Below are 26,165 nucleotides of genomic sequence, written 5' to 3'. Positions count from 1 at the left end.
TTTACGAAACCTGCCAAGAATGCCCCGCTCGGAAGAGCGGGGATGAATGGCAGCCCGTAGCGTAGCGGAGGAGAGAGAGTCCTCCTGGTTTAAAAAGCCCTGCCCGGAAGGGCAGGGTTCTTTACTTTGATGCGCACAACCCCATGCTCAGCAAGCGTCGTGATCAGAACAATGTGATCTGTGTCTTGCGGGTTGACCCGTCCGTGCTTGACGTGCCGGGCGTGATCGTGGCCGACCGAAATGCAGCCAGTGATTGGGTTCGGTTTGATCCGGTTGCGGGCGGGATTCTTGCCTTAGACAAAGACCTGGTCTTTGCCAAGTACTGGACTAATGCGCAGGACCCGTATGATGCCATGACACGCAAGTCGATCAAGTGCGCGGAGGTTCTTGTGCCGGACAAGGTTGAACCGCGATTTGTGATCGGCGCCTATGTGGCGAATGAGAGGGCGCTGCAGACATTTCAGGCCCTCAATACTGGATTGCCCGTCAGAATTAACAGTGGTATGTTCTTCTGAGAGGCGACCATGAAGATCCTGGTTGGGGACATCCTGCAATCAAAAGCCCAGACGCTGATTAACACGATCAATTGTGTGGGTGTGATGGGGAAGGGGATCGCACTTGAGTTCAAGAGCCGGTTCCCGGATATGTATGACGATTATGTCAAGCGGTGTGAGCGGGGAGAAGTCAGACCAGGAATTCTCTACCTTTACAAAACCCTGTTTCCACCCCAGATCATCAATTTCCCGACCAAGGAGCATTGGAAATCGATTTCCCGGCTCAGCGACATTGAGCATGGGCTGACATACCTGTTGGAGCATTATCGGGTATGGGGTGTCACATCGCTTGCCATTCCTCCGCTTGGGTGTGGTAACGGGCAATTGGAATGGCGGGTCGTAGGCCCTTTGATTTATCGGTTCGCTAAAGAAATGACTATCCCTGTCGAACTTTACGCGCCTTATGGGACTCACCCAAAAGAGCTAACGGTAGAGTTCCTTGAACACGGCGCTGAAGCACATATTGAGCAGATTACCAAGACAGGGCCATCTGCGCTCAATCCCGCATGGGTGGGATTGATTGAGATTATCTCCCGTATCGAGCAGCAGCCCTACCACTGGCTGATCGGGAGAACGCTGTTTCAAAAGATTGCATATGTTGCAACGAACGAGGGGTTGCCAACGGGCTTGCATTACCAACGCAGTAGTTTCGGCCCATTCTCAGAAGATTTGAAGCGCGTTGAAACTAAGCTGATCAATAACGGGCTGCTTCAGGAAGAGCGACACGGAAAGATGTTCGTGGTCAAGGTAGGGCCGAATTTCAACCGGGTTCGGCAAAAGTATACATCTTCCTTTGGTCAGTGGGCTCAGATTCTCGAAAAAACGGCCGATCTGTTTATGCGGGTTAACACCGCTCAAGCAGAGGTCATTGCCACCGTGTTGTTTGCAACCCGAGAGCTGGCGCGGGAAAGACGAGAGCCGCCCTCCGAAACTGAAGTCTTGGAGGCGGTTATGCACTGGAAACAAAAACGTCGCCCGCCTTTTGATAAAAACACAGTCGCTTCAACTATCCGCAACCTCGCTACGTTGAAATGGCTAGCTGTCAAAGCCGACCCTAAGCTGCCGGTGTCTGAAGAAGAGGCCGTCCTGGCTTAGGAGCAACTGTATCGGCATTGATCCGGGGAACCGAAGGGTCTCGTCTCAGGGACAGAGAAGCCTCTATAGCGACTCAAACCTTGCCGTGAAGAAGCGGAGCGTCGGAGGCTCGTAGATCATCGTGAGGCCCTTGAGGGCCTGGCGGTTGCGATAGACCTCGATCACGCCGTCGGCCACGACGTCCATGTGGCTGTAAGTGTAGACCCGACGGGGGATCGTCAGCCGCACCAGCTCCAGTTTGGAAGGCCGGTGCTCGCCGGTCGCCGGGTCGCGGCCGGCTGAAACAATCCCCCGCTCCATCCCCCGCACGCCCGAGGCTTCGTAGAGAGCCGCAGCCAGCCGCTGGGCGGGAAACTGCTCCTGCTGGATGTGCGGCAGGAAGGCCCGCGCGTCCAGGAAGACCGCATGGCCGCCGGGCGGCTCCACCACCGGCACGTTGGCCTGCATGAGCCTGGCCCAGAGGTAGTGGACCTGCTCCACCCGCGAGCTGATGTAGTCGTACTCGGTCATCTCGTCCAGGCCCACCGCCATGGCCGCCAGGTCCCGGCTGGCCAGCCCCCCGGACCAGGGCGTGCCCTCGAAGGTCGTGCAGAGCCTCGCGCACCGGTCGTAGAGGGCCGGGTCGTTCACGGCCAGGATGCCGCCGATGTTGACCAAGACGTCTTTCTTGGCCGAGATCGTGCAGCCGTCCCCCAGGCCCATCAGCTCGCTGATGATCTCCTTGATCGTCCAGCCGGCGTAGGCCGCCTCCCGTTTCTTGATCAGGTAGGCGTTCTCCGCCACGCGCGTCGCGTCGAAGATGAGCGGGATGCGGTGGTAGCGGCAGATGGCCGAGATCTCCTTCGTGACGGCGAGGGAGACCGGCTGCCCTCCGGCCATGTTTACGTTGGTCTCCACGCAGACGTAGGCGATCCGCTCAGGCCCGTGCTGCGCGATGAAGCCGGTGAGCTTCTTCGGATCGATGTCCCCCTTGAACGGATGGGGCGAGCGCGGGTCGTAGGCCTCGTCCACGATCAGGTCCACGAAGACGCCCCCGGCCCGCTCCTGATGCTCCCGCGTCGTCGTGAAGTACATGTTGTTGATCACGTACTGGCCCGGCTGGATCATGGCCTGGGAGAGGAGGTGTTCGGCGGCCCGTCCCTGGTGGGTCGGGAGGACGTGGCGGAAGCCCAGCACGTCCCGGCACCGCTCCGCGAACAGGCGGAAGGCCTCGCTTCCCAACTCGGACTCGCGGACCTCCAGCATACGGGCCCACTGCTGGTTGCTCATGGCGGCGGTGCCGGAATCGGTGAGCAGGTCGATGTAGATGTCTTCGGACCTGAGCAGGAACGTGTTGTAGCCGGCCTCCCGGATCGCCCGCGACCGCTCCCGGGCGGACTTCAGGCGGAAGGGCTCCACGACCTTGATGAAGTAGGGCTCCGGCTGGTGGGTCGGCGTGAAGTCGCCGTGGTAGTCGGTGATGAAGGGGCCGTCCACCGAGTAGCGCATCAGTTCGGGAGAAGGGGCGGCCGGCTCCGCCGGCCGGAGTTGGTTGACGATCCGGTACCGTTTGAGCTGCTCACAGCTCTCGATCAGGTAGTCAATCTGCCGCTCGGTGTAGGTTCGGCGGGGCACGAAGAGCCCCAGGAGGTCCAGGTCCCGCCCAAGCTCCCGCGCGGGCATCGGCCTGGCGCGGATGCCGGAGACCAGGTAGAGCAGGGCGGCGAGGTTGGCCGAGGGCGGGCTGCTTCCGTCCAGCTCCGGCAGGCCGCGGAGGGACAGGCGCCGGCAGTCCAGACAGACGCCGGAGAGCCCGAGCGGCTGGTACAGGGGGTAGCCGGCCTTTCCCAGGTTCCGGGCCAGGTACTCCAGCTTGCGCAGGCGGAACGTCAGGTAGCTCTCGTCCTGCATGTCCAGCAGGCCCTGTGCGAGGACCTGCATGTCGCGGCCGGCCTGACCCCCGTAGGTGTGCAGCCCCTCGTAGACCACCACCAGGCTGCGGAAGGTTTCATAGAAGGTCTGATCGTCGGTGGCGATGAGCCCGCCCGTGTGGCAGCCTGCGTCTTCGCGGCCGCTGAGGTACAGGATGTCGCAGGAGTCGGCGTAACGGCGGATGAGCGAATGCAGGTCCTGGTCCCCGGCCCGGCTCTTCTTATAGAGGAAGGCGGCGGAGGCCAGCATGGAGGCATCCAGGGCCAGGGGCACGCCGGCCCGGCGGGCGAGCTGGGCGCAGGCCTGGAGGCTGTCCAGGGAGAGGGGCTGGCCGCCGAACTGGGGCAGGGCCGCGCCCAGCATGACGAGCTTGACCGACCCGGCCGCGAGCAGGGCCTCCAGCCGCGCAAGGGGCGGATCGGCCTTGAACTCCCTGGGTGTGAGCGGGTCGAACGTCTCGTCCGGCAGCAGAGACGCCACCTGCAGGCGCAGGGCGGCGGCCAGCGGCTGGAGCGTCGTCAGGTTCCCGTTCGTGGCGGCGGTCTGGCCCGGCTGGAGGAGCCCGCGGAGGATCAGGTGCTCGGCCCCTCGTCCCTGGTGGGTGGGCACGGTGAAACGCTTCCCGAAGGTCTCCTGGCAGATCCGCTCGAGCGCATAGAAGTTGGCGCTCCCGGCATAGGCCTCGTCCCCGATCATCAGTGCGGAGAGCTGCCTGTCGGTGAGGCCGGAGTTCCCGCGGGTGGTGGCGAAATCCAGGTAGACCCGGTCGCGCGGCAGGGCGAGCACGTTGTAGTGGGCCTCCCGGAGGGCCGCCACGCGGAGGTCGTACGGGACCTTCTTGAGCGTCTGGACGATCTTGATGCGGAAGGATTCGCCGACCGGATGGGGGCCGGCCGCTGATTCCCTCGAGCCGGAGTAGGAAGTCATCGGAAGTCCTCGCTGCGTGCCCGGGGGCCGTCGCCCCGGCTCTGCCGCAAGCTGCCACGACCACCGGCGCAAGTCAATGAGCCGGCGTCGTCGCGCGCGGTCGGACGGGAGACGGGCTGGATCGGCTATCGGACCTGCTGGGACAGCAGCCGCACGTAGGCCACGAGGTCCCGCATCTCCTGTTCGCCGAGCCGGCCGCGCCAGGCGTGCATGGAGCTCATTACCACCCCGAACTCGATGCTCATCAGCACCTGCTCGTCCGATTTCAACCGGAAGACCGGGCTGTGGAAGTTGGCCGGCGGCACGATCAGGTCCCGGCCTTTCGGGCCGTCCCCCCACCCGGCGGCTCCATGGCACTGCTGGCAGTGATGCTCGTACAGGGCCTTTCCGGCAGAAGGGTCACCGAGCCGGTCCTGGCCCCACAGGGACGAGGGGGCCAGCGGCGGACCGATGATCCAGATCAGCAAGGCCAAACCGAGGACTGCTCTCACGGACCCGCCGGTGTGCATAACCGCCTCCACGCTCTGTCGCGAGCCGCCCGTCGGTCACGGCACGTGCACGAACGGAAACCGACTCCGCATCGCCCGCGTGATCATTCCCACTCCGCAGAGATCGCCGAGGGTCTCCGCCACGACGATCGCGTCCGGGTCCTTGAAGTCGATCCTGGGCATTCCGCCCCCGGCTCTGATCGCGTCGCCCAGCGCTTGATCCATCTCCTGTTCGAGGTGCTGGCTGTGGAGCTCCCCCGCATGGCCGCGCCGCTCGATGCGGACGTAGAAGGAGCCGCTGCCGAGGCGCTCCGCGTAGGGCAGGATAGCCTCTTTCAGGCGCGTTGGAAAGGTCTCCACCGTGAACTCGAAGGTCTGGTTGATCGGCACGAGCTTGGCCAAGGGGCCGAGAAACCCTGGTTCGGCCTCTTCGCAGCGGAGGAGCTGTTCGAGGAAGGCCTCTTGGTCCTCGACCCGCCCGATCAGGACTCCGCGAAAAGCCGTCCAGTGGAAGTCGCCGAAGCGTTTCAGCCGACGCGCCAGGTGCCGTTGGTCCCGGTCCTTGGCGGTGGCCAGGATGTTCCACCCTTCCGGTTTCATCGTCGCGGTCCGTTGCGCCGACTCACGTGACCTCTTCAATAGACCGGCCCGTGAGCACGGATGTCCTCCATGTTTCGGTCGTCTTGTGGCCTGGGCGGGCCTCCTCGTCACGCTGCTTGACCAATAGCCACTGGCGGGGACGGCCCTTCATGGCGACCAGGGTGAACCGGCCTCGGAGACGATGCCCATGCAGCCGAAAGTCCAGTTTTCCCGACCGGAACGGCGCCTCGGACGATGCCCCGCCCTGCCCCTCGCCGGCTGGCTCGAACCAGCCGATGTCCCAGACGAGCACGGGGCCGGCTCCATACCGCCCCTCCTCGATCACCCCTTCGAAATCGGCATAGGCGAGATCGTGGTCTTCCACCTCCACCGCAAGCCGTTTCACGGACGGATCAAGGGACGGTCCCTTGGGAATGGCCCAGGATTTGAGCACGCCTCCGATCTCCAGCCGGAAGTCATAGTGCAGGTGGGAGGCCTGGTGCTTCTGCACGGTAAAAATGGGCCGCGCGATTCTACGGCTTGAACCCATGGGACGATGAATCGCTTCCAGTGAATGACCGGCAGGAAACAGATGGAGCATCAAGCATGCCAGGCATACATCACGGGCGCAGCGCCCGCTGAAAACCAATCAAAACCGGTAGGACTGGCGGAGGGTCGAACGGGGGAGCTTACCCCCGGCCAGCGAAGGGAATGGTCGAAGTCCAAAAATGCGACAGGTGGAAGACAAAGTGCCCCAGAGAGGCCTTTCCAAACTCCTTGATCATTGCGGAACGAGAGTTATGTGATGAATGAGCGGAGGTGTTGGAGAGAGCAGCACCTTCAGAAAGGGGGGTCGGGTGTAGAGGCGGTGTGCAGGCCCGGCTTTCCGGGAAGCCTAAAACCTCTCCGAGATCCCCACCATCGGATCGACGCTCTCACTTCCACCCTCCGCTCTTGTTGTATCTTCGGCCTTCCGGTTCGCTTTACCCCCTCCGGGTATCCCTTCTGTATCCTTTTCTTCACGTCACACGCCACAGAGCCGATATTGAGGGGTTGGCAGTCGTCGAACTCTGAGCTGAAACTGGATACCGGGAGAGATCCGAGAGGGAGGGAATAAATTGATCCGCCCTTATGTGGACACCGGGCTTACCAACTAGCCGGGATCGTGCTGAGCAACCCTCACGCCCTTCCAGGCTGCCCCGCGCCTCCTGTCATCGGGCTCGCATCTACGGCCGTGCCTACTGGCACCGAGCTGGAGGCGCGTACCCTCGGTTGACGATCCCGCAACGGGCGTAAACGCGATGCCCTTTTGCAGCTCCCTGCATAAGGGCGGACCCCCGTTCGAGACGACACACCTCTTTCTGAAGTTTAGCTAATCACGGTTAGGGATAGGGTCAACTCCGGCCGGCGGCCCGCTCACCGGACGATGAGGACGGAGCAGGGGGCATGGACGAGGACCTTCTGGGAGACGCTTCCGAGCAGAAAGCGTTTGATCCCGGTGAGGCCGCGCGCACCGAGCACGATCACCTGGGCCTGGCTGCGCGCCGCCGCTTCCAGGATCGCGAAGGCCGGGTCCCCCTGGAGCCACTCAGTCTCGACTTCATAAGCCTGCTGCAATCTCGCGGCGACGTCCTTGAGCAGGGCTTCCCCCTCCGTTCTGGCCGCCCGCGCTGCGTCCGACAGGTCGCGCCCGCCGGTGACCCGGCCGAAGGAGTTTGGGCGCTGCACGGGCCAGGCCGTGACGACGGTCAGGTGTGGACGGCCCCTGAACGGATGGCCGGCCAGGAAGCGAGCCGTTTTTTTCGATGCGTCCGATCCATCCACGGCCAGGAGGAGACGATCCAGCGAGGGAACCGGGGTCTTGACCACCAGCACGGAGCAGGGCGCGTAGGTGGCGACCTTCTGGGAAACCCCGCCGAGCAGAAACGCGGGGTTGGCCGTCAAGCCGCGCTGCCCCAGGACCACCAGGTCCGCGCCGGTCTCTTCCGCGGTCTGGATGATGCTCTCCGCTGCGTCGCCCGTGTCGGCGATCAGCCGGATGCGGGCGGCATGGGGCGTCAACTCCGCTTTCATCTCGTGGAGGATCCGCTCGGCCGCTTCCGAGACTTCCTTGCGGTAGGTCTCGAGCAAGCCGGCTCCCGCCTCCAACGACGGATAGGCGTGCTTCAGGGCGGCCAGATCCACGACGTTCAGCACGTGGAGCTCCGGCGGCGCGGCCAGATGCGCGATCACCTGCGCCGCCTGCCTGGAGTCGGGCGAGGCGTCCACCGCGAGCAGGATGCGCAAGGGACTCTCCATGCGTCTTCAGGACCCGGCCCGCGGGCCGGCGGCGTCCGTTCCGCCCAGCAGGTCGTGGACGAAGCGGACCGGCAACCCCACGTTCAATTGCCCGACCTTGTGCAGGACGGCCCGGTTGATCGCGACCACCCGGCCGGCCCGGTCGAGCACGGGACCGCCGCTGCTCCCGCTGGCCGACGCGGCCTCGAACGTGATGGCTTCGGACGAGGAGTCGGCCACGTGCCCTTGCGTGGCCAGAGGACGGATCAACTTTCGGCCCGCGAGCCGCTCGGCCAGTTTGGCCGGGTCGGCGCCGGCTTCGCGGAGAATCTCTTCGCTGACCGGTCCCGCCAGACGGCCCAGGAGACTGTCGAAGCTCCCGGGGTAGCTCAGCACCACGACCGGCTCCCCGACGTGGGGTGTGTCGCCATGGTGAGCCAGGGGAAGCGGCGCCGAGCCGGTCGGCGCCCGGTCGGTCCGCAGCACCGCGAGGTCCACCTGCTCGGAGGCCGCGACCAGCCGGAGATCGTAGGGAGCCGGCGTGCCGGGGAAGAAGATGCGCAACAAATACAGGTGCGGCTCGAAGCCGGCCCGGATGGCCTCTTTGGCCGGCTCGTAGACTTCCCACATCCGCACCAGGTGGCGGTTGGTCACGATCGTGCCCTGCCGGTCCACGAGAAATCCGGTGCCGGCATAGAAAATCACCACCGGGGGCGTCGTGCCTTCCACGGTCACCAGGGTGTTCCCGTCCTTGTCCACGTAGGGGTTCCCGAGCCGATCGAAGCCCTGGTACCGCAGCGGGCGGCCGGTGCCCTTCTCCTTGAATCCGTATCCGCCCTGGAGCAGCCCGACTCCGCTCTGGAAGCGGCTGGCGAGCTCCTCGGCGAACCGCTGGGCCCCTTGCAGCTCGGCGAGCTGACGGCGGATCGCTTGCAGCTCCTGCTGGGAGCGGCGGGCCGCTTCCTGTTGCGTCAGCGCCGCGGTCAGTCGCTGGACCAACTCGTCCTGCTGCCGGCGCAGCTCGTCGGCGCTCAGACGCTCCTGCTCGATGCGCCGCTCCAGCTCCATCAGGGTCAGGCGCCCGGTCTCAAGCTGACGGATGAGCTCGGCCCTCTGCCGCTCGGATGCGCTCGTGGCCTGGTACTGCCGATAGAGGGCCAGCGTCAGCGCGGCGATGAGCAGAACCGGGGCCAGGATCGCGGTGACCGCCGCCAGCTTGACCGCCGGCGAGCCGTACCGGGCCACGTCGGTCAGCAGGTGGCGGGCCAGGTACAGCGGCGACAGGTAGCGGGGATGGGGGGTCCGGACGACGATGTCGCGGCAATCGGTGACGATCTGGCGCCAGGGCTTGGTTTCGGGTGCTGCGTCAGGGTGGATGCGGAAACGGACCAGCGGGCCGTCCTCGCCGAACTGGATGAGATCCCCGTCCTTCAGATCGGCTTCCGTCCGGCGCTGGCCGTTGATGAACAGAGCGTCCCGCCCGCTCCGATCCCTGATGATCGGGCCGTGATCCTCGACCGTCAGCTCCGCGTGCACGGGGCAGACGGCCGAATCCTGGTCGCTGTCGAAGACGACGCCGCACCCTTCCCCGATCCCGAAGCTGATCGAGTCGGTGTCCAGATACTGGGTCCGACCGCGCAGGCTGCCGGTCAGGTGACACAGCATCATCCTCATGGCGCGCCACCCATAGCACCAATACATAAGGTCGTCAAGCTCACGGAGCTTGGGCCCGGCCGGCTCGGATGGTTGCCATTGGCATCCGCTTGCGTGAGAATCGGGGAGGGCCGTGAAGAGCGCTCTCGGAACCGGGGACAGGATGGACAGGCTCCGCGCGTCTTGCCGAGCATGGGGAGATTGGGCCGCCGTCGGCTTGCTCCTCTTCACCTGCGGCTGCGCCGGGCCGGTTCGCGAGCTCTGGCCGCCGCAGCCAGGAGCGCCGAGCCGCACGGTCATCGTGTCGCTGGACACCTGGCACGCGATGATCGCCTTTCCTCTGAGTGGTCAACCGGCCGCTTCCGACATTCAAACTTCCGCGTTCAGCATTCAGCGTTTTGAGGAGTGGGGCTATGCCGAGCAGGGCTGGTACCTGGAAGGCCGTCAGGGGCCCGGCGGCGTGCTCCGGGTCCTGTTCCGGTTTCCGCCCGGCGTGGTCGAGGTCGGGGAGCACGGGCGGGTCTGGGCCGACCGCACGCCGGAGCCGCCCTCGGACCGGTTCACCTTTCAGTTGAGCGAGGAGGGGTACGGCCGCCTGCGCCGCCACCTTCAGACGACCCTCGCTTCGTCCGAGCCCGTCCTGGTCACCGGCGAGAGCCGCTTCTACCCGGCGGCACGCTCCTATAACCTGCTCGCGCACCAGTGCCACCAGTATGTGGCCAACGCCCTGCGCGAAGCGGGCTTGCCCGTCTCGCCCGCCTGGGCCTTCAGCCGCTCCAGCTTCGCCGCCCAGCTCCGCCGCGCGGTCCGGCTGGCGGAAGAAGCCGACGGATCGCCAGCGCCGGAGGCGGCGCCCGCCGCGTCACGGGCTTCCAACCGGTCGAAAGCCCGCCCCGACGACTGAGAGGAGCCGGTCCTCGATCCGCACCTCGGCTCCCAGGAACTCCTCGGCCAGCCAGGCGTTCGTGAGCACGTGATCCGTCACCGTGGGGATGCGGAACCGGCTCTCTCCTTCCGCCAAGGCGGCGAAGGGAACGATCTGGTCGGCGGCGAAGCGGTCGAGCGTCGCGCCGGTCCGGAGGTCTTCGAGGAGTTGCGCGACCACGTGCTTCCCGATGGATTCGGCCGAGCGTCTCAGGGCGCCGGCCCGGTCCGCTCCCAGGCGGACTCCGCCACCGAGGTCGGCGAAGAGGGCGAGCGCCGCGCCCGGCTGGAGCGACTCCTTGTCGTGCCGGACTTCGATGGCGGCCCGGTAGCCGGCGCCATCGAGGTCCCGCCTGGCCGCTTCGGCCATCCGCTCGCTCACGCGCCGCTCGTCGAGATGCGAGGCCAGCGCAACGCCCCAGAGCCGCTCGACGGGACCGGCCTCGTCGAGGGTCAGGGCGCGGAGCGGGTGCCGCATCGGCGTCAAGGCGAGGCGCAGGATGCCGTCCCCCCGCGGCACGTACCCGGGCCGGTCCATGGTCACGTCGGCCTGCAGCCCCATCCGTCCGAGGAGGGGCAGCATCACTTGTTGCAGGTGAAAGACGGAGGGGGCGAAGTCCTGGAACAGCCCGCCCCGCAGCTCGACCCTTACGGAGGTCCGGGAGAAGGCCAGCACCGGCATGACGGCCAGCGCCAACATGGTCGTGGAGCCGGCTGTGCCGATGTCCCAGAGATACTCCCGTTCTACCTTCAGCTTGCCGGGCCGGAAGACCAGTTCCGTGGAGCCAAGGGCGAGGCCTTCGATCCGCGCGTTGACGAGCGAGCCGATGGCCTCGACCACCCGGATGTGCTGGGGGCGGAGGCCCGGCTTGGGCCTCCGGAGGCGAGCGTTGGCGATGTGGACCGCTTGGCCGGTGAGCGCGGCGAACAGGACCGCCTGCCGGACGATCGTGCCGCTGCCCGAATGTCGCGAGCCGTCGATCTCGATCATACAGGCGGTGATGGGTGAAGGGTTATAAGTGATGGGTTGTAGACGGGGCAACGCGCAAAGCCTGGCATGCGCTCACCCATCACCGATCACCCATCACATTGTCTTCCGGAGCAGCGGGCGCAACTGGCTTAAGGGACGCGTGTTCACCACGTCGGCCTTCTCCAGCCAGCCCCGTCGCGCCTGCCCGACGCCGAAGCGCAGGTTGTCGAAGTCCAGCACGCTGTGCGCGTCCGAGTTGATGCTGAGGAGCACCCCCTCCTCCTTGGCCATCTGGCAGGCGATGTCGGTCAGGTCCAGTCGCTCCGGATGGGCGTTGACTTCCAGGAAGCATTCCCGCTCCCGCGCCTGCCTGATGATCCGCGGCAGGTCCACGTCGTAGGGCTCCCGCTCCTGGATCAGACGGCCGCTGGGGTGGGCGAGGATCGTGAAGTGCGGCCGGTCCATGGCGCGCAGGATCCGCTCGGTCTGCTTTTCTTGAGGAAGCGAGAAATGGCTGTGCACGGCGCCGATGACCAGATCCAGCCGGCCCAGGACCTCGTCGGGGAGGTCGAGGCGGCCGTCCTCCAGGATGTCCACCTCGATGCCCTTGAGCAACGTGAGACCCTTGAGCTCCCCGTTGAGCCGGTCGATCTCGTCGAGCTGCGCCAGCAGGTGCTTCTGGTCGAGCCCGTGGGTCATGGCCAGGCGCTGGGAATGGTCGGTGATGGCCAGGTACTCGAAGCCGCGGGTTCGGGCGGCGAGCGCCATCTCCTTGAGGCTGCTCCGGCCGTCCGTCGCCTTCGTGTGGGCGTGGAGGTCGCCCTTCAGGTCGCGCAACTCGACCAGCTTGGGGAGCCGCCCCTCCCTGGCTGCCTCGAACTCGCCCCGGTTCTCCCGAAGCTCCGGCGGTACCCAGGGCAGGCCGACGGCGGCATAGACGGATTCCTCGGTTTCGCCGGCCAGGCGCCGGTCGTTTCGAAAGACCCCATACTCGTTGATCTTGAGGCCGCGCTGCTGCGCGAGCTGCCGGAGGACGATGTTGTGGGCCTTGCTGCCGGTGAAATACTGCAGTGCCGCGCCGTAGCTCTCCTCGGCCACGACCCGCAGGTCCACCTGGAGCTTGCAGGCCAGTCGCACCGTGGCGCGGGTGCCGCCGTGGGCCAGTACCTCCTCGACCTCGCCGTAGGCGACGAACCGGTCCATGACCGGACTCCCTCGGCTGGCCGTCGCCAGAATGTCCAGGTCGCCGATCGTCTCTCTGGCGCGCCGATAGCTGCCCGCGACCGTGACCTGTTTGACGCCCGGCGCGGCCTTGAGGTAGGCCACGAGGGCCTCGGCATACTGGGTCGCAATAGCCAGCTTGAGCCGCGCCTCGGTGCCGGCCCTGGCGGCCAGCCGCTCCAGGATCTGCCGCTCGGTCTTCTCCCCGAAGCCCGGCAACGACCGGATGCGGCCCTCCTTGGCGGCCAGCCGGAGCGCGTCGAGGGTCTGGATGCCCAGGTGCCGATGGAGGGCCTGGACCCGCTTGGGACCCAGGCCGGGAATCTTGAGCAGCTCGGCGAGCGTGGGCGGCAGGGCCTGCCGGTGCTCTTCGAGGACGGGAGTGGTGCCCGTCTCGACGATTTCCCGGATCTTGCCGGCCAGGTCCTCGCCGATCCCGGGCAGCTCGGTCAGGTCGGCGCCTTCCTTCAGCATCTCCGCCACTTCCCGGCTCAAGTCGCGGAGGGTCCGGGCCGCATTGCGGTAGGCGCGCACGCGGAAGCGGTTCGCCCCCTCGATCTCCAGCAGGTCGGCGACCTCGTCCAGCTTCGCGGCGACGTCGGCGTTATGCACCGGCATGGATCAAGAGCTCCGTGGCCTTGATCGCCTGAGCAGCTCGCGCGCGAGCATCCGCTCGACACGCTGTCTGGTGGCGGCGCGTCTCAGCCGGGCGAATTTCTTCGCCTGCCGCTTCGGCATGTTCTTGAAAGGCGCCTTCTTCATCGCGTCGTCCCCCCGGACCTATTATGGACGGGGGAACATCGGACGACAAGGACGAACCGGAGTGGACAGACGGGTGCATGGGACCGGGGCTTGTCCCGAAGAGGCAGCAAAAAAACGGGAGCGCGTCGTTCGCGGAGGGAGGTCTCTCTCTGTCAGTTCAGCGACGCGGCGGCGGAGAACAGCTTTTCGGCCTCGGCGCGAGCCGCTCTCTGGCGCCGGTGGGCCAGGATCACCGGGTCCACCCGCTCCCCGCAGATCACACACCGCCGTTCCACGCAGTTCGTCTCACCGACCAACTCGGACACCATCAGGCCGCTACAGCGGTGACAGGGATCCAGGTTGATCATCTGGTCGTTCAACACGACATTGAACATCGAATCTCCTCCTGTGTGCAAAACGAGAACAGGGCAGGGGCGTAGCGCTGACGAGATGGTCAGATCCGCGCCCCGGCCCTCGATGATTTAGGCAGCTTTCTTGGCAACCGGCCGGTTCTCGCTGAAAGCCGGCGCGCCCGCGGTCCCGGCCTCCTCCCCGGCCTTGATCGCCCAGACGAACGTCACCAGTCCGGCGAACAAACCGAACAGGGCGATGGCCCCGTCTACGATCGAGCTCAGATTGTTCATATCCCCGTCACCTCCTTCTGGTCTTCCTGGTCATTTTAGAGGCACGGTCGGGGGAAAGGATTCGCCGACGGGCGGGGCCGTCTGCGGCCAGGGACGTGCCGGTCCGCCCCTCCAGGGCGTCCACCGCCTTCTCCGGCCTGGTGACGATGAAGCGCCGGCCCCCGTGATCGAGGAACCGGAGCGCTGCCTCGATCTTGGAGCCCATGCTGCCCGGGGCGAAGTGGCCCTGGGCCAGGTAGGTTCTGGCCTCTGCAACCGTCAAGGTGGGGAGGTCGCGCTCGTCGGGCCCGCCAAAGTTGAGCTTGACGTGCTCCACCGCCGTGAGGTTGAGGATCGTCTCGATCCCGATGGCCTCGGCCAGGACCGACGAGGCCAGGTCCTTGTCCACCACGGCTTCGATTCCGGCCAGGGTTCCGTCTTCCGCGACCCGGACCGGCACCCCGCCGCCGCCGCAGGCGATCACGACGGTCCCCTGGTCGCACAGCCGCCCGATGACGTCGGCCTCGACGATCCGCACCGGCATGGGCGAAGGGACCACCCGCCGGTACCCCCGGTGCGCGTCCTCGATCATCGTCCAGCCCGACTCCCGCAGCCGGTCCGCCTGGTCCTTCGTGTAGAAGGGGCCGATGGGCTTGGTCGGGTGGCCCATCCGGGGGTCCGCTTCGTCCACGACGGCCCTGGTGATCACCGTCGCGACTGGGCGGTGACCGAGCCCGTTCCGGAGGAGCAGGTTCTGGAGGGTCTGCTGGATCAGGTAGCCGATCTCCCCCTGGGACTGGGCCACGCAGACGTCCAAGGGCAGGTCGTAGGCCCGGCCGCGCGCCGCCTCCGCCCGCAGCAGGATGTGCCCGACCTGCGGGCCGTTGCCGTGGGTGAAGACGACCTTGTACCCGCGCCGGATCAGCTCCACGACCCCGGCCAGGGCCTCGCGCAGGGTCTCGACTTGGTCGGCGATCGTGTCACGCTGGCCGCCCTGCACGAGCGCGTTGCCGCCCAGGGCGATCAGGAGCGTCTCAGACATGGTCGTTCGCCTTCGTGATCGTGCGCCGGAGCACGTCGCGGAGGGTCGGCCGGCCGATTTCTTCGACCTCGTACGTCACCCGGCAGGTCGGCTGCTCGATCCGGATCACGCGCCGCAGGTCCACCGGCGTGCCGATCAGCACGAGGTCGCAGGGGATGCGGCGGATGGTCTCTTCGAGTTCGTGGATCTGCTGCGTCCCGTACCCCATGGCCGGGAGCGCCGGGCCGATGTGGGGATAGTCGGCGAAGGTCTGCTTGAGGCTCCCGACGGCAAAGGGACGGGGGTCCGCAAGCTCGCCGGCGCCGAACTTCCGCGCCGCCAGCGCTCCGGCCCCCAAGTCCATGCCCCCGTGAGTGAGCGTGGGTCCATCCTCGACGACGAGCACGCGCTTGCCCTTGATCTTCTCCGGCTCCGCAACCGAGACCGGCATGGCGGTCTGGATCACGATCGCCCCGGGGTTCCAGCCCCGGATGTTCTCGCGCACGGCTTCCACCTGTTCGGCCTCGGCCGTGTCCAGCTTGGTCAGGACCAGGACGTCGGCGCGGAGGAAGTTGGTTTCGCCGGGGAAGTAGCGACGCTCGTGGCCGGCCCGGAGCGGGTCCACGAGCACGATTTCGAGATCGGGCGCGAAGAAGGGCAGGTCGTTGTTGCCGCCGTCCCAAAGAATGACGTCGCACTCCCGCTCCGCCTGGCCCAGGATGAGCTGGTAATCGACGCCTGCGTATACGACATCCCCGTTCGCGAGGTGCGGCTCGTACTCCTCCATTTCCTCGATCGTGCAGTCGGCGAGGCGCAGGTCCTCGAGGGTCGCGAACCGCTGGACCTGCTGTCTGGCGAGATCGCCGTAGGGCATCGGATGGCGGACGACCCCGACCTTCAGGCCTTCGGCCCGCAGGAGACGGGCGATCTTGCGGGCCACCGGGCTCTTCCCGCACCCCGTCCGGACCGCGCAGACGGAGACGACCGGCTTGCCGGCCGGCAGCATCGTGGCCCGTGGCCCCAGCAGCCGGAAGTCCGCGCCGCGGGCGAGGACCAGCGAGGCCTTGTGCATCACGTCCTCATGCGAGACGTCGCTGTAGGAGAAGACGACCTGGTCGATCCCGTGCCGGGCGATCAGCGCCTCCAGATCGGCTTCGGCGAGAATCGGGATGCCGTCGGGATAGAGCGGGCCGGCCAGCTCCGGAGGATAGCATCGGCCTTCGATGTTGGGAATCTGCGCGGCGGTGAAGGCGATGACCTCGTACAGCGAGTTGTCGCGGAAGACCACATTGAAGTTGTGGAAGTCGCGTCCCGCCGCCCCCATGATCAGGAGCTTCGTGCGTGCCATGGCTCCTCCTTGGCCTCTCGAAGCGGTCGCAAGAACCATGCTTGGAGCGGCCCTTCCGGCGAACCCGCTTGGAGCCGGATTCCGCACCCGTACCGCCGGGCTTGGCGCGATTCTCCCCCGGCCGCAAGGGCGGATTGGCGAATATTGCTACAGCCTCAGTCCACTTCCTCCTTCAAGAAGAGGATTTCAGGCCCTTTTCCCGAAAACCGGCCCTGGTCTGGCCATTGCACAGTGACGGGGCTGAAACGTGGGCGGTCATCGCGTTGCTGCGAATGGGAGAGCCAAGGTGCCCGGAGAACCGATCATCAAGTCGCGGCGGGATTGGACGATCGTGCCCCACCTCTCCGATTACTGGAAGGACCGTGCGGCCTTTTCCTGGGAGAAGGCCCGGCGCGAGCTGGACGGCCTGCCCGGCGGCCTCGGCCTCAACATCGCCCATGAGGCGGTGGACCGCCACGCCGCCGGGTCGCGGCGCGATCATCTGGCCATCCGCTGGCTCGGGAAAAACGGCGAAGAGCGAGAGTACACCTACGGGCGGCTGCAGGAGCAGACCAACCGGTTCGCCAACGTGCTGCAGAGACTGGGAGTGGGCAAGGGGGACCGGGTCTATGCTCTGGCCGGGCGGATCCCGGAACTGTACATCGCCGCGCTCGGCACGCTGAAGAACCGGAGCGTCTTCTGCCCGCTCTTCTCGGCATTCGGCCCGGAGCCGCTCCGCGCGCGTCTGGCGATCGGACAGGCGAGGGTGCTCGTCACGACCGAAGCCCTCTATCAACGGAAGGTGGCCGGGATTCGCGCCTCGCTGCCGCACCTCGAACACGTGCTCCTGGTCGGGGAGGAGCACAGGCCGACCGATGTGCCGGAAACCCAGGACTATTACTGGCTGATGGCGGAGGTCGGCGATCGGTTCGTGATCGAGCCGACCGACCCGGAGGATCTGGCGCTCCTGCACTTCACCAGCGGGACGACCGGCACGCCGAAGGGGGCGGTGCACGTGCACGGGGCGGTGGTCGCCCACCACGCGACCGGCAAGCTCGCCCTGGATTTCCACAAAGAGGATGTGTTCTGGTGCACGGCCGACCCCGGCTGGGTCACCGGCACCTCCTACGGCATTATCGCCCCGCTGACGAACGGAATCACGAGCATCGTGGACGAGGCGGAGTTCGACGCCGAACGGTGGTATCGCATCCTCCAGGAGCAGCGCGTCACGGTCTGGTACACGGCGCCGACCGCGATCCGCATGATGATGAAGACGGGCGTCGAGCCGATCCGCAAGCACGACCTCCGCGCCCTCCGCTTTCTCGCCAGCGTCGGGGAGCCGCTCAATCCCGAAGCGGTCCTCTGGGGCCGGGAGGCCTTCGGCCTGCCCTTCCACGACAATTGGTGGCAGACCGAGACGGGCGGCATCATGATCGCCAACTATGCGTCCATGGACATCCGGCCCGGGTCCATGGGACGGCCCCTGCCGGGGATCGAGGCCGCGATCGTTCGCAAGACCGAGGACGGCGGGATCGAAGTGGTCGAAGAGCCGGGCGTGCAGGGCGAGCTGGCGCTGCGTCCCGGCTGGCCCTCCATGTTCCGTGGTTATTGGAACGAGCCGGAGCGGTACAAGAAGTGTTTCGCCGGCGGGTTCTATCTGACCGGCGACCTGGCCAGACGGGACAAGGACGGGTACTTCTGGTTCGTGGGGCGGGCCGACGACGTGATCAAGACCTCCGGCCACCTGATCGGGCCGTTCGAGGTGGAGAGCGTGTTGATCGAGCACAAGGCGGTGGCCGAGGCGGGGGTGATCGGGAAACCGGACCCGGTCGCGATGGAGGTCGTGAAAGCCTTCGTGTCGCTCAAGGACGGCTATCAGCCGAGCCACGAGCTGCAACGGGAGATTCTCGGGTTTGCGCGGGCGCGGCTCGGCGCCGTGGTCGCGCCGAAGGAGATCGAGTTCCTCCCCTCGCTCCCCAAGACCCGGAGCGGCAAGATCATGCGCCGGCTGCTCAAGGCCCGGGAGCTGGGGCTGCCGGAGGGAGATACGTCGACGCTGGAAGCGTAAACACGTGAGACGTAAGGCGTGAGACGTCGGAGCAGCGATCAGCACGAGATGCTCATGGGGGCGGATTTGCCTTTCCCGTCTGACGTCCTGCGTCTCACGTTTCACCTCTCACGTCTCACGGGTGCACGATGACCGAGCCCGTTGACCGAGATCACGCATTGCACCTGCTGCGGGAGATGCTCCGCATCCGCCGCTTCGAGGAGAAGGCCGCGGAGCTGTACAGCGCCGGAAAGATCCGCGGCTTCCTCCACCTCTACATCGGCGAAGAGGCGGTGGCGGTGGGATCCCTGCAGGCGCTCACGCCGGACGACGGGATCGTCGCCACCTACCGCGAACACGGCCATGCGCTCGTGCGCGGCACGCCGGCCGGCCCCCTGATGGCGGAGCTCTACGGCAAGGCGACCGGGTGCGCCCGCGGGCGGGGCGGCTCCATGCACTTCTTCGACGCCTCCCGCCGGTTCTACGGCGGGCTCGCGATCGTCGGGGGCGGGCTCCCGGTCGCGGTCGGGCTCGCGCTGGCCGACAAGATGCAGGCGAAGGCCCGCGTGACCGCCTGTTTCTTCGGCGACGGCGCCGTGGCCGAGGGAGAGTTCCACGAGTCGCTCAACCTGGCGGCCCTCTGGAAGCTGCCGGTGCTGTTCTGCTGCGAGAACAACCTCTACGCGATGGGCACCGCGCTGGCCCGCCACCAGGCCCAGACCGACGTCGTCCTCAAGGCGAAGGGCCAGGGTGTCCCGGGTGAGGCCGTGGACGGCATGGACGTGCTGGCTTGTGAAGAGGCCGCGCGCCACGCCGCCGACCGCGTCCGGCGGGGTGAAGGGCCCTACCTTTTGGAGTTCCGGACCTATCGGTTCCGGGCCCATTCGATGTACGACGCAGAGCTCTACCGGACGAAAGAGGAAGTCGAGCGGTGGAAGGAACGGGACCCGATCGCGGGATTCCTCGGGCTTCTCCGGGAGTGGAAATGCCTCACGGCGGAGGATCTCGCGAAGATCGAGGCGGAGGTGGCGGCGGAGATCGCCGAAGCTGTGGCCTTCGCCGAAGCCGGCCCCTGGGAGCCGGTCGAGGATCTGGCGAAGGACGTCTACACGCCGCCGCAGGCGGCAGGTTAGGGGCACGAGGCGCGGGGCCAGAGGTCGGAACTAGAATCTTCCCTCTCGCCACTAGCCCCTTGCCTCTCGCCAATGCTTTTTCTATGAAGATCACGTACCGAGAAGCCGTCAGAGCCGGGCTGCGGGAGGCCTTGCGGAGCGACCCGCGCGTGTTCCTCATGGGGGAGGACGTGGGGAAGTACGGCGGCACCTACGCCTGCAGCAAGGGCTTCCTGGAGGAGTTCGGGCCGGAGCGCATCCGCGATACGCCCCTCTCGGAGTCCACCTTCGTCGGAGCGGGCATCGGGGCGGCGCTGGGGGGGATGAGGCCGATCGTGGAGGTCATGACGGTCAACTTCAGCCTGCTGGCCCTGGATCAGATCGTCAACAACGCCGCCACCATCCGGCACATGTCGGGCGGGCAGTTCAGCGTCCCGCTGATCGTCCGGATGGCCACGGGCGGGGGCCGTCAGGTGGCCGCACAGCATTCGCACAGCCTGGAGGGCTGGTACGCCCACATCCCGGGCATCAAGGTTCTCACGCCCGCGACGGTGACCGATGCGAAGGGGATGCTGCTGGCGGCGCTCCGCGAGCCGGATCCGGTCTTCATCTTCGAACATGCCTACCTCTACCCGATGGAGGGAGGATTGGACGAGCAGGCTGGGCCGGTGGATCTCAGCAAGGCGGCCGTCCGCCGGCCTGGCCGGGACCTGTCCCTCATCACGTTCGGCGGCTCCCTGTGGAAGGCGATGGAGGCGGCTGAGCGGTTGGCGGCGAACGGCATCGAGGCCGAGGTGGTTGATCTGCGCTTGCTCCGGCCGCTGGACCGGGCTACGATCCTCGAATCGGTCCGCAGGACCCATCGCGCCCTGGTCGTGGATGAGGCGTGGCGCACGGGGAGCTTCGCCGCCGAGGTCAGCGCGCAGATCATGGAAGGGGGCTTCTACGACCTTGACGGCCCGGTTCAGCGGGTCTGCAGCGCCGAGGTCCCCGTTCCCTACCCGAAGCACCTGGAGGACGCGGCTCTGCCGAACGTTGAGACGATCGTAAGGGCCGTTCATCGTTTACTGGGTAAGTGATGACAGGGAACAGGACCGCTTTCGTCTCACGTCTTACGTCTCACGGTTCACGCTGGGTCGGCCGTGGCTGAATTCGTAATGCCCACGCTCGGGGCGGACATGAGCGCCGGCACGCTGGTGGCCTGGAGGAAGCGGCCGGGGGATCGCGTGGCCAAGGGGGAGATCATCGCGGAGGTGGAGACCGACAAGGCGGTGATCGAGGTCGAGGTCTTCACGACCGGCGTGATCGAAAAGCTGATCGTGCAGCCGGGAGAAAAGGTCCCGGTCGGGACCGTGCTGGCGATCATCAGAGAAGAAGGGGGACCCCGAGGCGCGGGGCCCGAGGCGCGAGGGGGAGAGGCGGCTGCCGAGCCGGGCCGTCTGCGGATCTCTCCTTCGGCCAGGCAATTGGCGACCGAGCTCGGCATTGACCCCTCGGCGGTTCAGGGCACCGGGCCGGACGGGGCGGTCACGCGGCGCGACATCGAGGTCGCTGCCGCGCGGGCACGGGGCGCGAGGCCCGAGGCCCGAGGGGAGGCACGGGGTGAAGAACCTCTCGCCTCTCGCCCCTTGCCCCTCGCCCCCGCCGCCGAAGCGGCGGCCGATAGGCTGCTTCGCATGAGGCAGGCCATCGCCGCCGCCATGGCCCGCTCCAAGCGGGAGATTCCCCACTATTACCTCGGCACGACGATCGACCTGGGCAAAGCCATGGCATGGCTGGCCGAGGAGAACCGCAAACGGCCGGTTCCGGATCGGCTGCTCTACGGGGTCCTGCTGATCAAGGCCGTGGCCTTGGCGTTGCGCGAGGTCCCGGAGCTGAACGCGCTCTGGAGGGAGGGGCAGGCCGTCCCGGCTCAGGCAGTCCACGTGGGAGTCGCGATCTCGCTCCGGCAGGGCGGGCTGGTGGCCCCGGCCCTGCACGACGCGGACAAGCAGAGTCTGGACGACCTGATGCGCAACTTCCGCGATCTCGTGAAGCGGGCCCGCGCCGGCACCCTCCGCAGCTCGGAGCTCGCCGATCCCACGATCACGGTCACGAGCCTGGGCGAGCAGGGGGTCGAGACCGTGTTCGGCGTCATCTACCCGCCGCAGACCGCGCTGGTCGGGTTCGGCAAGATCGTGGAACGACCCTGGGTGGCTGGAGGCCAGGTGGTTTCCCGGCCGGTCATGACCGCGACCCTCTCGGCCGATCACCGGGTCACCGACGGCCACCGAGGCGGCCTCTTCCTGGCGGCCGTGGATCGCCTGCTGCAGGAGCCCCAGCGCCTATGAGGCCCGAGCCGACGGCCGAGGGGATCAAGAGCACGGTTTTACGCGTCCTGGGGGAGATCGCGCCGGAGGCCGATCTCTCCTCGCTCAAGCCCGACGTGAGCTTCCGCGACCAGTTGGACATCGATTCGATGGACTTCCTGAATTTCGTGATCGCGCTGCACGAGACGCTGCGCGTCGAGATTCCCGAGGCGGACTACCCCAAGCTCGCCACGCTCAACGGCTGCGTCGAGTACCTCCTCTCGCCCGGCAAAGCCGAGGGGAAACCAACCTCGTAGGAGCCGGAGCCCAAGCCGGAGAGCCCATGCTGGAGACCGTCGACCTGACCCGCTCGCTGACCAAGGAGGCGTACAAGAAGCAGATCCCCGCGCTGCGCGAGCAGCTCAGGCTGTTGCAGTACCGGTGCAAGGAGGCGGAGATCCCCGCCGTCATCGTGTTCGAAGGGTGGGATGCGGCCGGGAAGGGGCTGATGATCTCCCGGCTGCTGGAGCGGATCGATCCGCGCGGATTCAAGGTCCATCCGGCCCGGCCGCCCACGGGCGAGGAGGAGGCCAAGCCGTTTCTCTGGCGGTACTGGGTCCGGCTGCCGCAGGACGGGGAGATCGCCCTCTTCGACCGGTCCTGGTACGGCCGCGTGCTCGTCGAGCGCGTGGCCAAGTTGGTCCCCAAGAAGGTCTGGCGGAGGGCCTTCGAAGAGATCAGCCAGTTCGAGCGGCAACTGGCCGAGGATGGCACGGTGCTCGTCAAGTTCTTCCTGCACATCTCGAAGAAGGAGCAGCGCCGCCGGCTGGAAAAGCTGGAAGGGGACAAGTACGAGCGCTGGCGGGTGACCAAGTGGGACTGGCAGCACCACAAGGACTATGACAAGTACGTGGCCGCGATCGAAGAGATGCTGGCCAAGACCGACACCCCGTACGCGCCCTGGACGATCGTCGAGGCGACCGACCGGCGATGGGCCGAGGTCAAGGTCTTCGAGACCCTGGTCAAGGCGATGGACGAGGCGCTGGCCTGGCGCAGGGCACACGGCGCGGAGATCGGCCGGAGCCAGCAAGCGCGCGAAGCTCGCCGCGCGCGGGCGTCGGCGTCGAGGAGCCAATCCGGGAGGAAGGGCGATGCTCGAAAAGGTGGACCTCGGCAAATCGTTGCCTGAGAAGCAGTACTGGAAGGAGATCAAGAAATGGCAGGTGCGGCTCCGCGCCGAGTCCATGCGGCTCTACAGCGAGAAGCGGACCGCCCTGGTCGTCTTCGAAGGGTGGGACGCGGCGGGGAAGGGCGGCAGCATCAAGCGGGTCACCGAGACGCTCGATCCCCGGGGATTCAACGTCCAGACCTTCGCGGCTCCCACCGGAGCGGAGGCCCGGCACCACTACCTCTGGCGGTTCTGGCGTGCGCTGCCCCAGGAGGGCCAGTTGATGATCTTCGACCGGTCGCACTACGGCCGCGTGATGGTCGAGCGGGTGGAAGGGTTCTGCCGGGAACAGGAGTGGAAGCGGGCCTATCGCGAGATCAACGAGTTCGAATGGCAGCTCACCAACTTCGGGACCGTCATCGTCAAGTTCTGGCTGCACATCGATCAGGACGAACAGTTGCGCCGGTTCCGGGAACGCGAGTTGGACCCCTTCCGGTCCTACAAGCTGACCGAGGAGGACTGGCGGAACCGAGCCAAGTGGGGCCAGTATCTGGAAGCCGTCGAGGAGATGCTCGAAAAAACCAGCACGACTTGGGCGCCCTGGACGGTGATCGAAGCCAACGACAAGTTCCACGCGCGGGTCAAGATCGTCCAGACCCTCACGAAGGCCCTGGAGGCGGGGACCTGAAGACGAACCGACCCGCCCTCATGTGGACATCGGGCCTGTCGACTGGCCGGGACCGATCCGACGACCCAGCAGGTCCCTGACTGGCTGGCCGTCCCGCACCCCTCTTCATCCGGCCCCCACGGCGGGGCGTGCCTCTCCTGGCACCGAGAAGGTGGCGCGTCTGGCGGATCACGATCCCGCGACTGGCGCAGGAGCGATGCCCTCTGCACGCTGGCGGCATGAGGGCGGATCCCCACTGCAAGGCTGCCGACCTGTTACGGCCTGACATCACCTCCCGGTTTCTCAAGTAACCACGGCCTTGCGTAAATCAACGGCGGTGCGCGGTCTCGGTGCAGCGGTCATCGCTTCCGACCTCGCGCCGGGGGCAGCAGATCAGCCATGGTCAGGAGCCGGCGGCGGAGCGCCGCCCGGAGGAGCTGCGCCACGTTCTTGGTGTCGAGTTTGGTCATGATGTGGTACCGGTGCACTTCGGTCGTCCGCACGCTGATGTTCAGACGCGCGGCGATCTCCCGATTCGAGTAGCCCCTGGCGATTTCCCGCAGCACCTGTTGCTCTCGTCCCGTCAACCGTGCTGCTCGGCTCATTCGCCGCCTCCTGGGGCTCTGCGCCTCGCGTGCTGGGATCGAACGACGGCGGAACATGGCGGCGCAGGATACCCAAACCGGCCGCACGCGGGTATCAGGGTTTGTCCTACAGGCGATCCCAGAGCCGTAGATCCCGACGAGGGACGGCACCCCCGCTCCCCGAATCGTCCACCGAACCGATATGCGCTACTTTTCGGAACCGATGTCAGACAGGGAACGGCGCTCCGTGGAATACACCGTCAGGAGGCGTAGCCGGCGGCTTCCTCGTGCGGCCTGGGGCATTTGGCAACAAACGTTCATTTCTGCTCAGGCCTGAAAGTCCCCACCCTCGACATGCTTCAAACGAGATCAGGGGAAATGGAGCGCAAGTGGTTGATTGTCAAAGCTGTTTTTGTGAGGCCGCTTTGCGATCCCGTGGCACTCTCCGTGCAATTCCTCCAAGGCGTCCCCGCCGGTTTCGGGGTCGAAGAAAAGGAGAGCAGGCCATGGACGGGAAATCCTCGGTCATTGAGCGGATCCTGGGGGTGATCAACCAGAACCCCTGGTGCTCGCTGGAAGATGTCATGCGTGCGTGCGAGGACCTGAGTTGGAGCCAGGTCTTTCTCGAAGTGGACCGGTTGAGCCGGGCCGGGGAGATCCGGCTGGTGCTGGACGGCCCCGGCGTCTATCGGGCCCGACGGACGAACGGCCATCGAACGTTGGCCCTGCGGTGAGAATGGGAGGACGCCATGAAGGGCGCGATGGTCGAAGTCAAGCAGCTCTGCCCGGGTCGTTGCGACCGGTGCGGCTACATGATGGTCCTGGTCCGGCTGGATGATCGGGTACGGGAGAGCGCGCGGGACCGGTTCGGATGGCGCTGCCTCGTCTGCGAGCAGGTCGTGAGCCTCGATGCCCCGCCCGTGCCGGTGCCGGGGGGCGTTTGCGGACAGGAGCGGCAGCCTTTGCACAGGGGAGCGATCCTCCAACATGGGTAGAGTACGGGCGGAGACCCCGGGCGAGCCCCGCGTGGAGGTCAGGCCGAAGTGGACGACGATCGCGGTCTCCCCGTTGTTGTACGGGATGATCGTCCCGCTGGTCGTGTTGGACCTCTGCCTGGAGCTCTATCACCGGCTGGTCTTTCCGCTGCTCGGGGTCCCGCTGGTTCCGCGGAACGAGTACATACGGATTGACCGACACAAGCTTCCATACTTGCCGACGGTCCTGAAGATCGCCTGCGCCTACTGCGGCTATGCGAACGGCCTGCTCCAGTATGCGGTGAAAATCGCGGGTGAGACGGAGGCCTACTTCTGCCCGATCAAGCACCAGGCTGCGGCCGGGTTTCATCAACCGGCGCATCACGAGGATTTTGTCGAGTACGGCGACGCAGGAGGCTTCCGGCGCCGCTGGGAAGAAAGCGGACAGCCGCCGCGGTAACTCGCCGAGGCGGCCCGCACAACGCGTTCGATCCATTCAATCAAGGAGGAGCAACGATGGGCGCCATTACACGTTGGGATCCATTCCGGGAGACTCGTTGGGACCTGTTCAAGGATCTGGAGGACATGCAGCGCCGGCTGTCCTCCGTCTTCGGCCGGGCTCCGGTCCGCAAGGACGGAGGGAAGGAAGAGTTGACGGTGGCCGAATGGGCCCCGCTCGTGGACATCTCCGAAGACGAGAAGGAGTACCTCATCAAGGCCGAGCTGCCGGAGGTGAAGAAGGAGGAGGTCAAGGTGACGGTGCAGGACGACGTGCTCACGATCTCCGGGGAGCGGAAATACGAGAAGGAGGAGAAGGGCAAGAAGTACCATCGGGTGGAGCGGGCCTACGGGAGCTTCGCGCGCAGCTTCACGTTGCCGGAGGACGCGGATGCGACCAAGGTCTCGGCCGAGTTCAAGGACGGGGTGTTGAAGGTGCACCTGCCGAAGTCAGAGAAGGCGAAGCCCAAGAGCGTCGAGGTGAAGGTCGGCTGAGCATCGAGCTGCGTGCGAAGC

Annotated in this window: 26 protein-coding genes and 2 pseudogenes; 14 read left to right on the top strand and 14 right to left on the bottom strand. The window is 66.3% G+C overall.

Annotated elements, in window-relative coordinates; genetic code table 11:
- Positions 1-131 precede the first annotated feature (131 nt).
- Together AB1411_15035 and AB1411_15030 are read left to right on the top strand one after the other, a co-directional pair.
- A pseudogene (locus AB1411_15035) lies at positions 132-515 on the top strand (DarT ssDNA thymidine ADP-ribosyltransferase family protein).
- Positions 516-524: 9 nt separating this feature from the next.
- Positions 525-1,649 (top strand): macro domain-containing protein, encoded by a 1,125-nt coding sequence (locus AB1411_15030; protein MEW6544909.1) that lies wholly within the window; start codon positions 525-527, stop codon positions 1,647-1,649.
- A 63-nt stretch (positions 1,650-1,712) separates the two neighbouring features.
- Here AB1411_15030 and AB1411_15025 read toward each other — a convergent pair whose 3' ends face one another.
- From AB1411_15025 to AB1411_14995, 7 genes and pseudogenes are all read right to left on the bottom strand, one after another.
- Positions 1,713-3,137 (bottom strand): tryptophanase, encoded by a 1,425-nt coding sequence (locus AB1411_15025; protein ID MEW6544908.1) that lies wholly within the window; start codon positions 3,135-3,137, stop codon positions 1,713-1,715.
- Positions 3,138-3,203: 66 nt separating this feature from the next.
- A pseudogene (locus AB1411_15020) lies at positions 3,204-4,487 on the bottom strand (tryptophanase).
- Positions 4,488-4,612: 125 nt separating this feature from the next.
- Positions 4,613-4,996: a cytochrome c gene (locus AB1411_15015; protein MEW6544907.1), complete on the bottom strand. Its 384-nt coding sequence runs from the start codon at positions 4,994-4,996 to the stop codon at positions 4,613-4,615.
- 36 nt (positions 4,997-5,032) lie between these two features.
- Positions 5,033-5,575: a THUMP domain-containing protein gene (locus tag AB1411_15010; protein MEW6544906.1), complete on the bottom strand. Its 543-nt coding sequence runs from the start codon at positions 5,573-5,575 to the stop codon at positions 5,033-5,035.
- Between the two features lie 22 nt (positions 5,576-5,597).
- The gene (locus AB1411_15005; protein ID MEW6544905.1) at positions 5,598-6,104 is read right to left on the bottom strand and encodes a DNA polymerase ligase N-terminal domain-containing protein; all 507 of its coding nucleotides are present in this window, start codon (positions 6,102-6,104) and stop codon (positions 5,598-5,600) included.
- Between the two features lie 866 nt (positions 6,105-6,970).
- Positions 6,971-7,840, bottom strand: coding sequence for a universal stress protein (locus tag AB1411_15000; protein MEW6544904.1), 870 nt, complete (start codon positions 7,838-7,840; stop codon positions 6,971-6,973).
- 18 nt (positions 7,841-7,858) lie between these two features.
- A complete protein-coding gene (locus tag AB1411_14995; GenBank protein MEW6544903.1) occupies positions 7,859-9,505 on the bottom strand; it encodes a trypsin-like peptidase domain-containing protein in 1,647 nt (548 codons plus the stop codon).
- Positions 9,506-9,617: 112 nt separating this feature from the next.
- Here AB1411_14995 and AB1411_14990 point away from each other — a divergent pair, with 112 nt between their 5' ends.
- Positions 9,618-10,388, top strand: a complete 771-nt coding sequence (locus AB1411_14990; protein MEW6544902.1) for a DUF2459 domain-containing protein — start codon at positions 9,618-9,620, stop codon at positions 10,386-10,388.
- On the opposite strand, the gene rtcA is transcribed toward AB1411_14990, so the two are convergent.
- The 6 genes from rtcA to AB1411_14960 all read right to left on the bottom strand — a co-directional run bounded on the left by rtcA (position 10,347) and on the right by AB1411_14960 (position 16,332).
- Positions 10,347-11,399, bottom strand: coding sequence for an RNA 3'-terminal phosphate cyclase (rtcA, locus tag AB1411_14985; GenBank protein ID MEW6544901.1), 1,053 nt, complete (start codon positions 11,397-11,399; stop codon positions 10,347-10,349). The two genes, AB1411_14990 and rtcA, sit on opposite strands and share 42 nt — an antisense overlap.
- Before the next feature lie 93 nt (positions 11,400-11,492).
- Entirely contained in the window at positions 11,493-13,217 is a 1,725-nt protein-coding gene (polX, locus tag AB1411_14980) for a DNA polymerase/3'-5' exonuclease PolX (protein ID MEW6544900.1), read from the bottom strand.
- A gap of 296 nt (positions 13,218-13,513) precedes the next feature.
- On the bottom strand, positions 13,514-13,735 hold the full coding sequence (locus AB1411_14975; protein ID MEW6544899.1) for a hypothetical protein: 222 nt from the start codon (positions 13,733-13,735) through the stop codon (positions 13,514-13,516).
- 87 nt (positions 13,736-13,822) lie between these two features.
- A complete protein-coding gene (locus AB1411_14970; protein MEW6544898.1) occupies positions 13,823-13,984 on the bottom strand; it encodes a hypothetical protein in 162 nt (53 codons plus the stop codon).
- A 7-nt stretch (positions 13,985-13,991) separates the two neighbouring features.
- Positions 13,992-15,005, bottom strand: coding sequence for a carbamate kinase (arcC, locus tag AB1411_14965; protein MEW6544897.1), 1,014 nt, complete (start codon positions 15,003-15,005; stop codon positions 13,992-13,994).
- The gene (locus AB1411_14960; protein MEW6544896.1) at positions 14,998-16,332 is read right to left on the bottom strand and encodes a cyclic 2,3-diphosphoglycerate synthase; all 1,335 of its coding nucleotides are present in this window, start codon (positions 16,330-16,332) and stop codon (positions 14,998-15,000) included. The genes arcC and AB1411_14960 overlap by 8 nt, the downstream gene beginning before the upstream one ends.
- Before the next feature lie 286 nt (positions 16,333-16,618).
- Between AB1411_14960 and acsA the strand changes: the two genes are divergently transcribed.
- From acsA to AB1411_14925, 7 genes are all read left to right on the top strand, one after another.
- Positions 16,619-18,379, top strand: coding sequence for an acetate--CoA ligase (acsA, locus tag AB1411_14955; GenBank protein ID MEW6544895.1), 1,761 nt, complete (start codon positions 16,619-16,621; stop codon positions 18,377-18,379).
- A 128-nt stretch (positions 18,380-18,507) separates the two neighbouring features.
- Complete coding sequence (gene pdhA, locus AB1411_14950) at positions 18,508-19,491, top strand: pyruvate dehydrogenase (acetyl-transferring) E1 component subunit alpha (protein MEW6544894.1); 984 nt, start codon at positions 18,508-18,510, stop codon at positions 19,489-19,491.
- Between the two features lie 83 nt (positions 19,492-19,574).
- Positions 19,575-20,549, top strand: coding sequence for an alpha-ketoacid dehydrogenase subunit beta (locus tag AB1411_14945; GenBank protein MEW6544893.1), 975 nt, complete (start codon positions 19,575-19,577; stop codon positions 20,547-20,549).
- Positions 20,550-20,612: 63 nt separating this feature from the next.
- Positions 20,613-21,800 (top strand): dihydrolipoamide acetyltransferase family protein, encoded by a 1,188-nt coding sequence (locus AB1411_14940; GenBank protein MEW6544892.1) that lies wholly within the window; start codon positions 20,613-20,615, stop codon positions 21,798-21,800.
- On the top strand, positions 21,797-22,075 hold the full coding sequence (locus tag AB1411_14935; protein ID MEW6544891.1) for a phosphopantetheine-binding protein: 279 nt from the start codon (positions 21,797-21,799) through the stop codon (positions 22,073-22,075). Before AB1411_14940 ends, AB1411_14935 begins: the two co-directional genes overlap by 4 nt.
- Positions 22,076-22,101: 26 nt before the next feature.
- Complete coding sequence (locus AB1411_14930; GenBank protein ID MEW6544890.1) at positions 22,102-22,947, top strand: hypothetical protein; 846 nt, start codon at positions 22,102-22,104, stop codon at positions 22,945-22,947.
- Positions 22,910-23,614, top strand: coding sequence for a polyphosphate kinase 2 family protein (locus AB1411_14925; protein MEW6544889.1), 705 nt, complete (start codon positions 22,910-22,912; stop codon positions 23,612-23,614). Before AB1411_14930 ends, AB1411_14925 begins: the two co-directional genes overlap by 38 nt.
- A 338-nt stretch (positions 23,615-23,952) precedes the next feature.
- Here the strand turns inward: AB1411_14925 and AB1411_14920 are convergent, their stop codons facing one another.
- Entirely contained in the window at positions 23,953-24,198 is a 246-nt protein-coding gene (locus tag AB1411_14920; protein ID MEW6544888.1) for a helix-turn-helix transcriptional regulator, read from the bottom strand.
- 485 nt (positions 24,199-24,683) lie between these two features.
- On the opposite strand from AB1411_14920, the gene AB1411_14915 reads away from it, so the two are divergent.
- The 4 genes from AB1411_14915 to AB1411_14900 are packed head-to-tail and all read left to right on the top strand — an operon-like array spanning position 24,684 to position 26,144.
- The gene (locus tag AB1411_14915; protein ID MEW6544887.1) at positions 24,684-24,911 is read left to right on the top strand and encodes a hypothetical protein; all 228 of its coding nucleotides are present in this window, start codon (positions 24,684-24,686) and stop codon (positions 24,909-24,911) included.
- 15 nt (positions 24,912-24,926) lie between these two features.
- Complete coding sequence (locus tag AB1411_14910; protein MEW6544886.1) at positions 24,927-25,172, top strand: hypothetical protein; 246 nt, start codon at positions 24,927-24,929, stop codon at positions 25,170-25,172.
- Positions 25,165-25,611, top strand: coding sequence for a hypothetical protein (locus AB1411_14905; GenBank protein MEW6544885.1), 447 nt, complete (start codon positions 25,165-25,167; stop codon positions 25,609-25,611). The genes AB1411_14910 and AB1411_14905 overlap by 8 nt, the downstream gene beginning before the upstream one ends.
- Positions 25,612-25,667: 56 nt before the next feature.
- Positions 25,668-26,144 (top strand): Hsp20/alpha crystallin family protein, encoded by a 477-nt coding sequence (locus AB1411_14900; protein MEW6544884.1) that lies wholly within the window; start codon positions 25,668-25,670, stop codon positions 26,142-26,144.
- The last annotated feature ends 21 nt before the right edge of the window (positions 26,145-26,165 follow it).

Source organism: Nitrospirota bacterium, from assembly GCA_040757595.1.
Classification (GTDB): Bacteria; Nitrospirota; Nitrospiria; order Nitrospirales; family Nitrospiraceae; genus JBFLWP01.
This window is presented reverse-complemented; position numbering and strand designations above follow the sequence as displayed.

Coding starts and splice junctions, on each gene's coding strand:
- AB1411_15030 (MEW6544909.1), top strand. CDS start 525: ATGAAGATCCTGGTTGGGGACATCCTGCAATCAAAAGCCCAGACGCTG.
- AB1411_15025 (MEW6544908.1), bottom strand. CDS start 3,137: ATGCGCTACTCGGTGGACGGCCCCTTCATCACCGACTACCACGGCGAC.
- AB1411_15015 (MEW6544907.1), bottom strand. CDS start 4,996: ATGCACACCGGCGGGTCCGTGAGAGCAGTCCTCGGTTTGGCCTTGCTG.
- AB1411_15010 (MEW6544906.1), bottom strand. CDS start 5,575: ATGAAACCGGAAGGGTGGAACATCCTGGCCACCGCCAAGGACCGGGAC.
- AB1411_15005 (MEW6544905.1), bottom strand. CDS start 6,104: ATGGGTTCAAGCCGTAGAATCGCGCGGCCCATTTTTACCGTGCAGAAG.
- AB1411_14995 (MEW6544903.1), bottom strand. CDS start 9,505: ATGAGGATGATGCTGTGTCACCTGACCGGCAGCCTGCGCGGTCGGACC.
- rtcA (MEW6544901.1), bottom strand. CDS start 11,399: ATGATCGAGATCGACGGCTCGCGACATTCGGGCAGCGGCACGATCGTC.
- polX (MEW6544900.1), bottom strand. CDS start 13,217: ATGCCGGTGCATAACGCCGACGTCGCCGCGAAGCTGGACGAGGTCGCC.
- AB1411_14975 (MEW6544899.1), bottom strand. CDS start 13,735: ATGTTCAATGTCGTGTTGAACGACCAGATGATCAACCTGGATCCCTGT.
- AB1411_14970 (MEW6544898.1), bottom strand. CDS start 13,984: ATGAACAATCTGAGCTCGATCGTAGACGGGGCCATCGCCCTGTTCGGT.
- arcC (MEW6544897.1), bottom strand. CDS start 15,005: ATGTCTGAGACGCTCCTGATCGCCCTGGGCGGCAACGCGCTCGTGCAG.
- AB1411_14960 (MEW6544896.1), bottom strand. CDS start 16,332: ATGGCACGCACGAAGCTCCTGATCATGGGGGCGGCGGGACGCGACTTC.
- pdhA (MEW6544894.1), top strand. CDS start 18,508: ATGACCGAGCCCGTTGACCGAGATCACGCATTGCACCTGCTGCGGGAG.
- AB1411_14945 (MEW6544893.1), top strand. CDS start 19,575: ATGAAGATCACGTACCGAGAAGCCGTCAGAGCCGGGCTGCGGGAGGCC.
- AB1411_14935 (MEW6544891.1), top strand. CDS start 21,797: ATGAGGCCCGAGCCGACGGCCGAGGGGATCAAGAGCACGGTTTTACGC.
- AB1411_14930 (MEW6544890.1), top strand. CDS start 22,102: ATGCTGGAGACCGTCGACCTGACCCGCTCGCTGACCAAGGAGGCGTAC.
- AB1411_14925 (MEW6544889.1), top strand. CDS start 22,910: ATGCTCGAAAAGGTGGACCTCGGCAAATCGTTGCCTGAGAAGCAGTAC.
- AB1411_14920 (MEW6544888.1), bottom strand. CDS start 24,198: ATGAGCCGAGCAGCACGGTTGACGGGACGAGAGCAACAGGTGCTGCGG.
- AB1411_14915 (MEW6544887.1), top strand. CDS start 24,684: ATGGACGGGAAATCCTCGGTCATTGAGCGGATCCTGGGGGTGATCAAC.
- AB1411_14910 (MEW6544886.1), top strand. CDS start 24,927: ATGAAGGGCGCGATGGTCGAAGTCAAGCAGCTCTGCCCGGGTCGTTGC.
- AB1411_14905 (MEW6544885.1), top strand. CDS start 25,165: ATGGGTAGAGTACGGGCGGAGACCCCGGGCGAGCCCCGCGTGGAGGTC.
- AB1411_14900 (MEW6544884.1), top strand. CDS start 25,668: ATGGGCGCCATTACACGTTGGGATCCATTCCGGGAGACTCGTTGGGAC.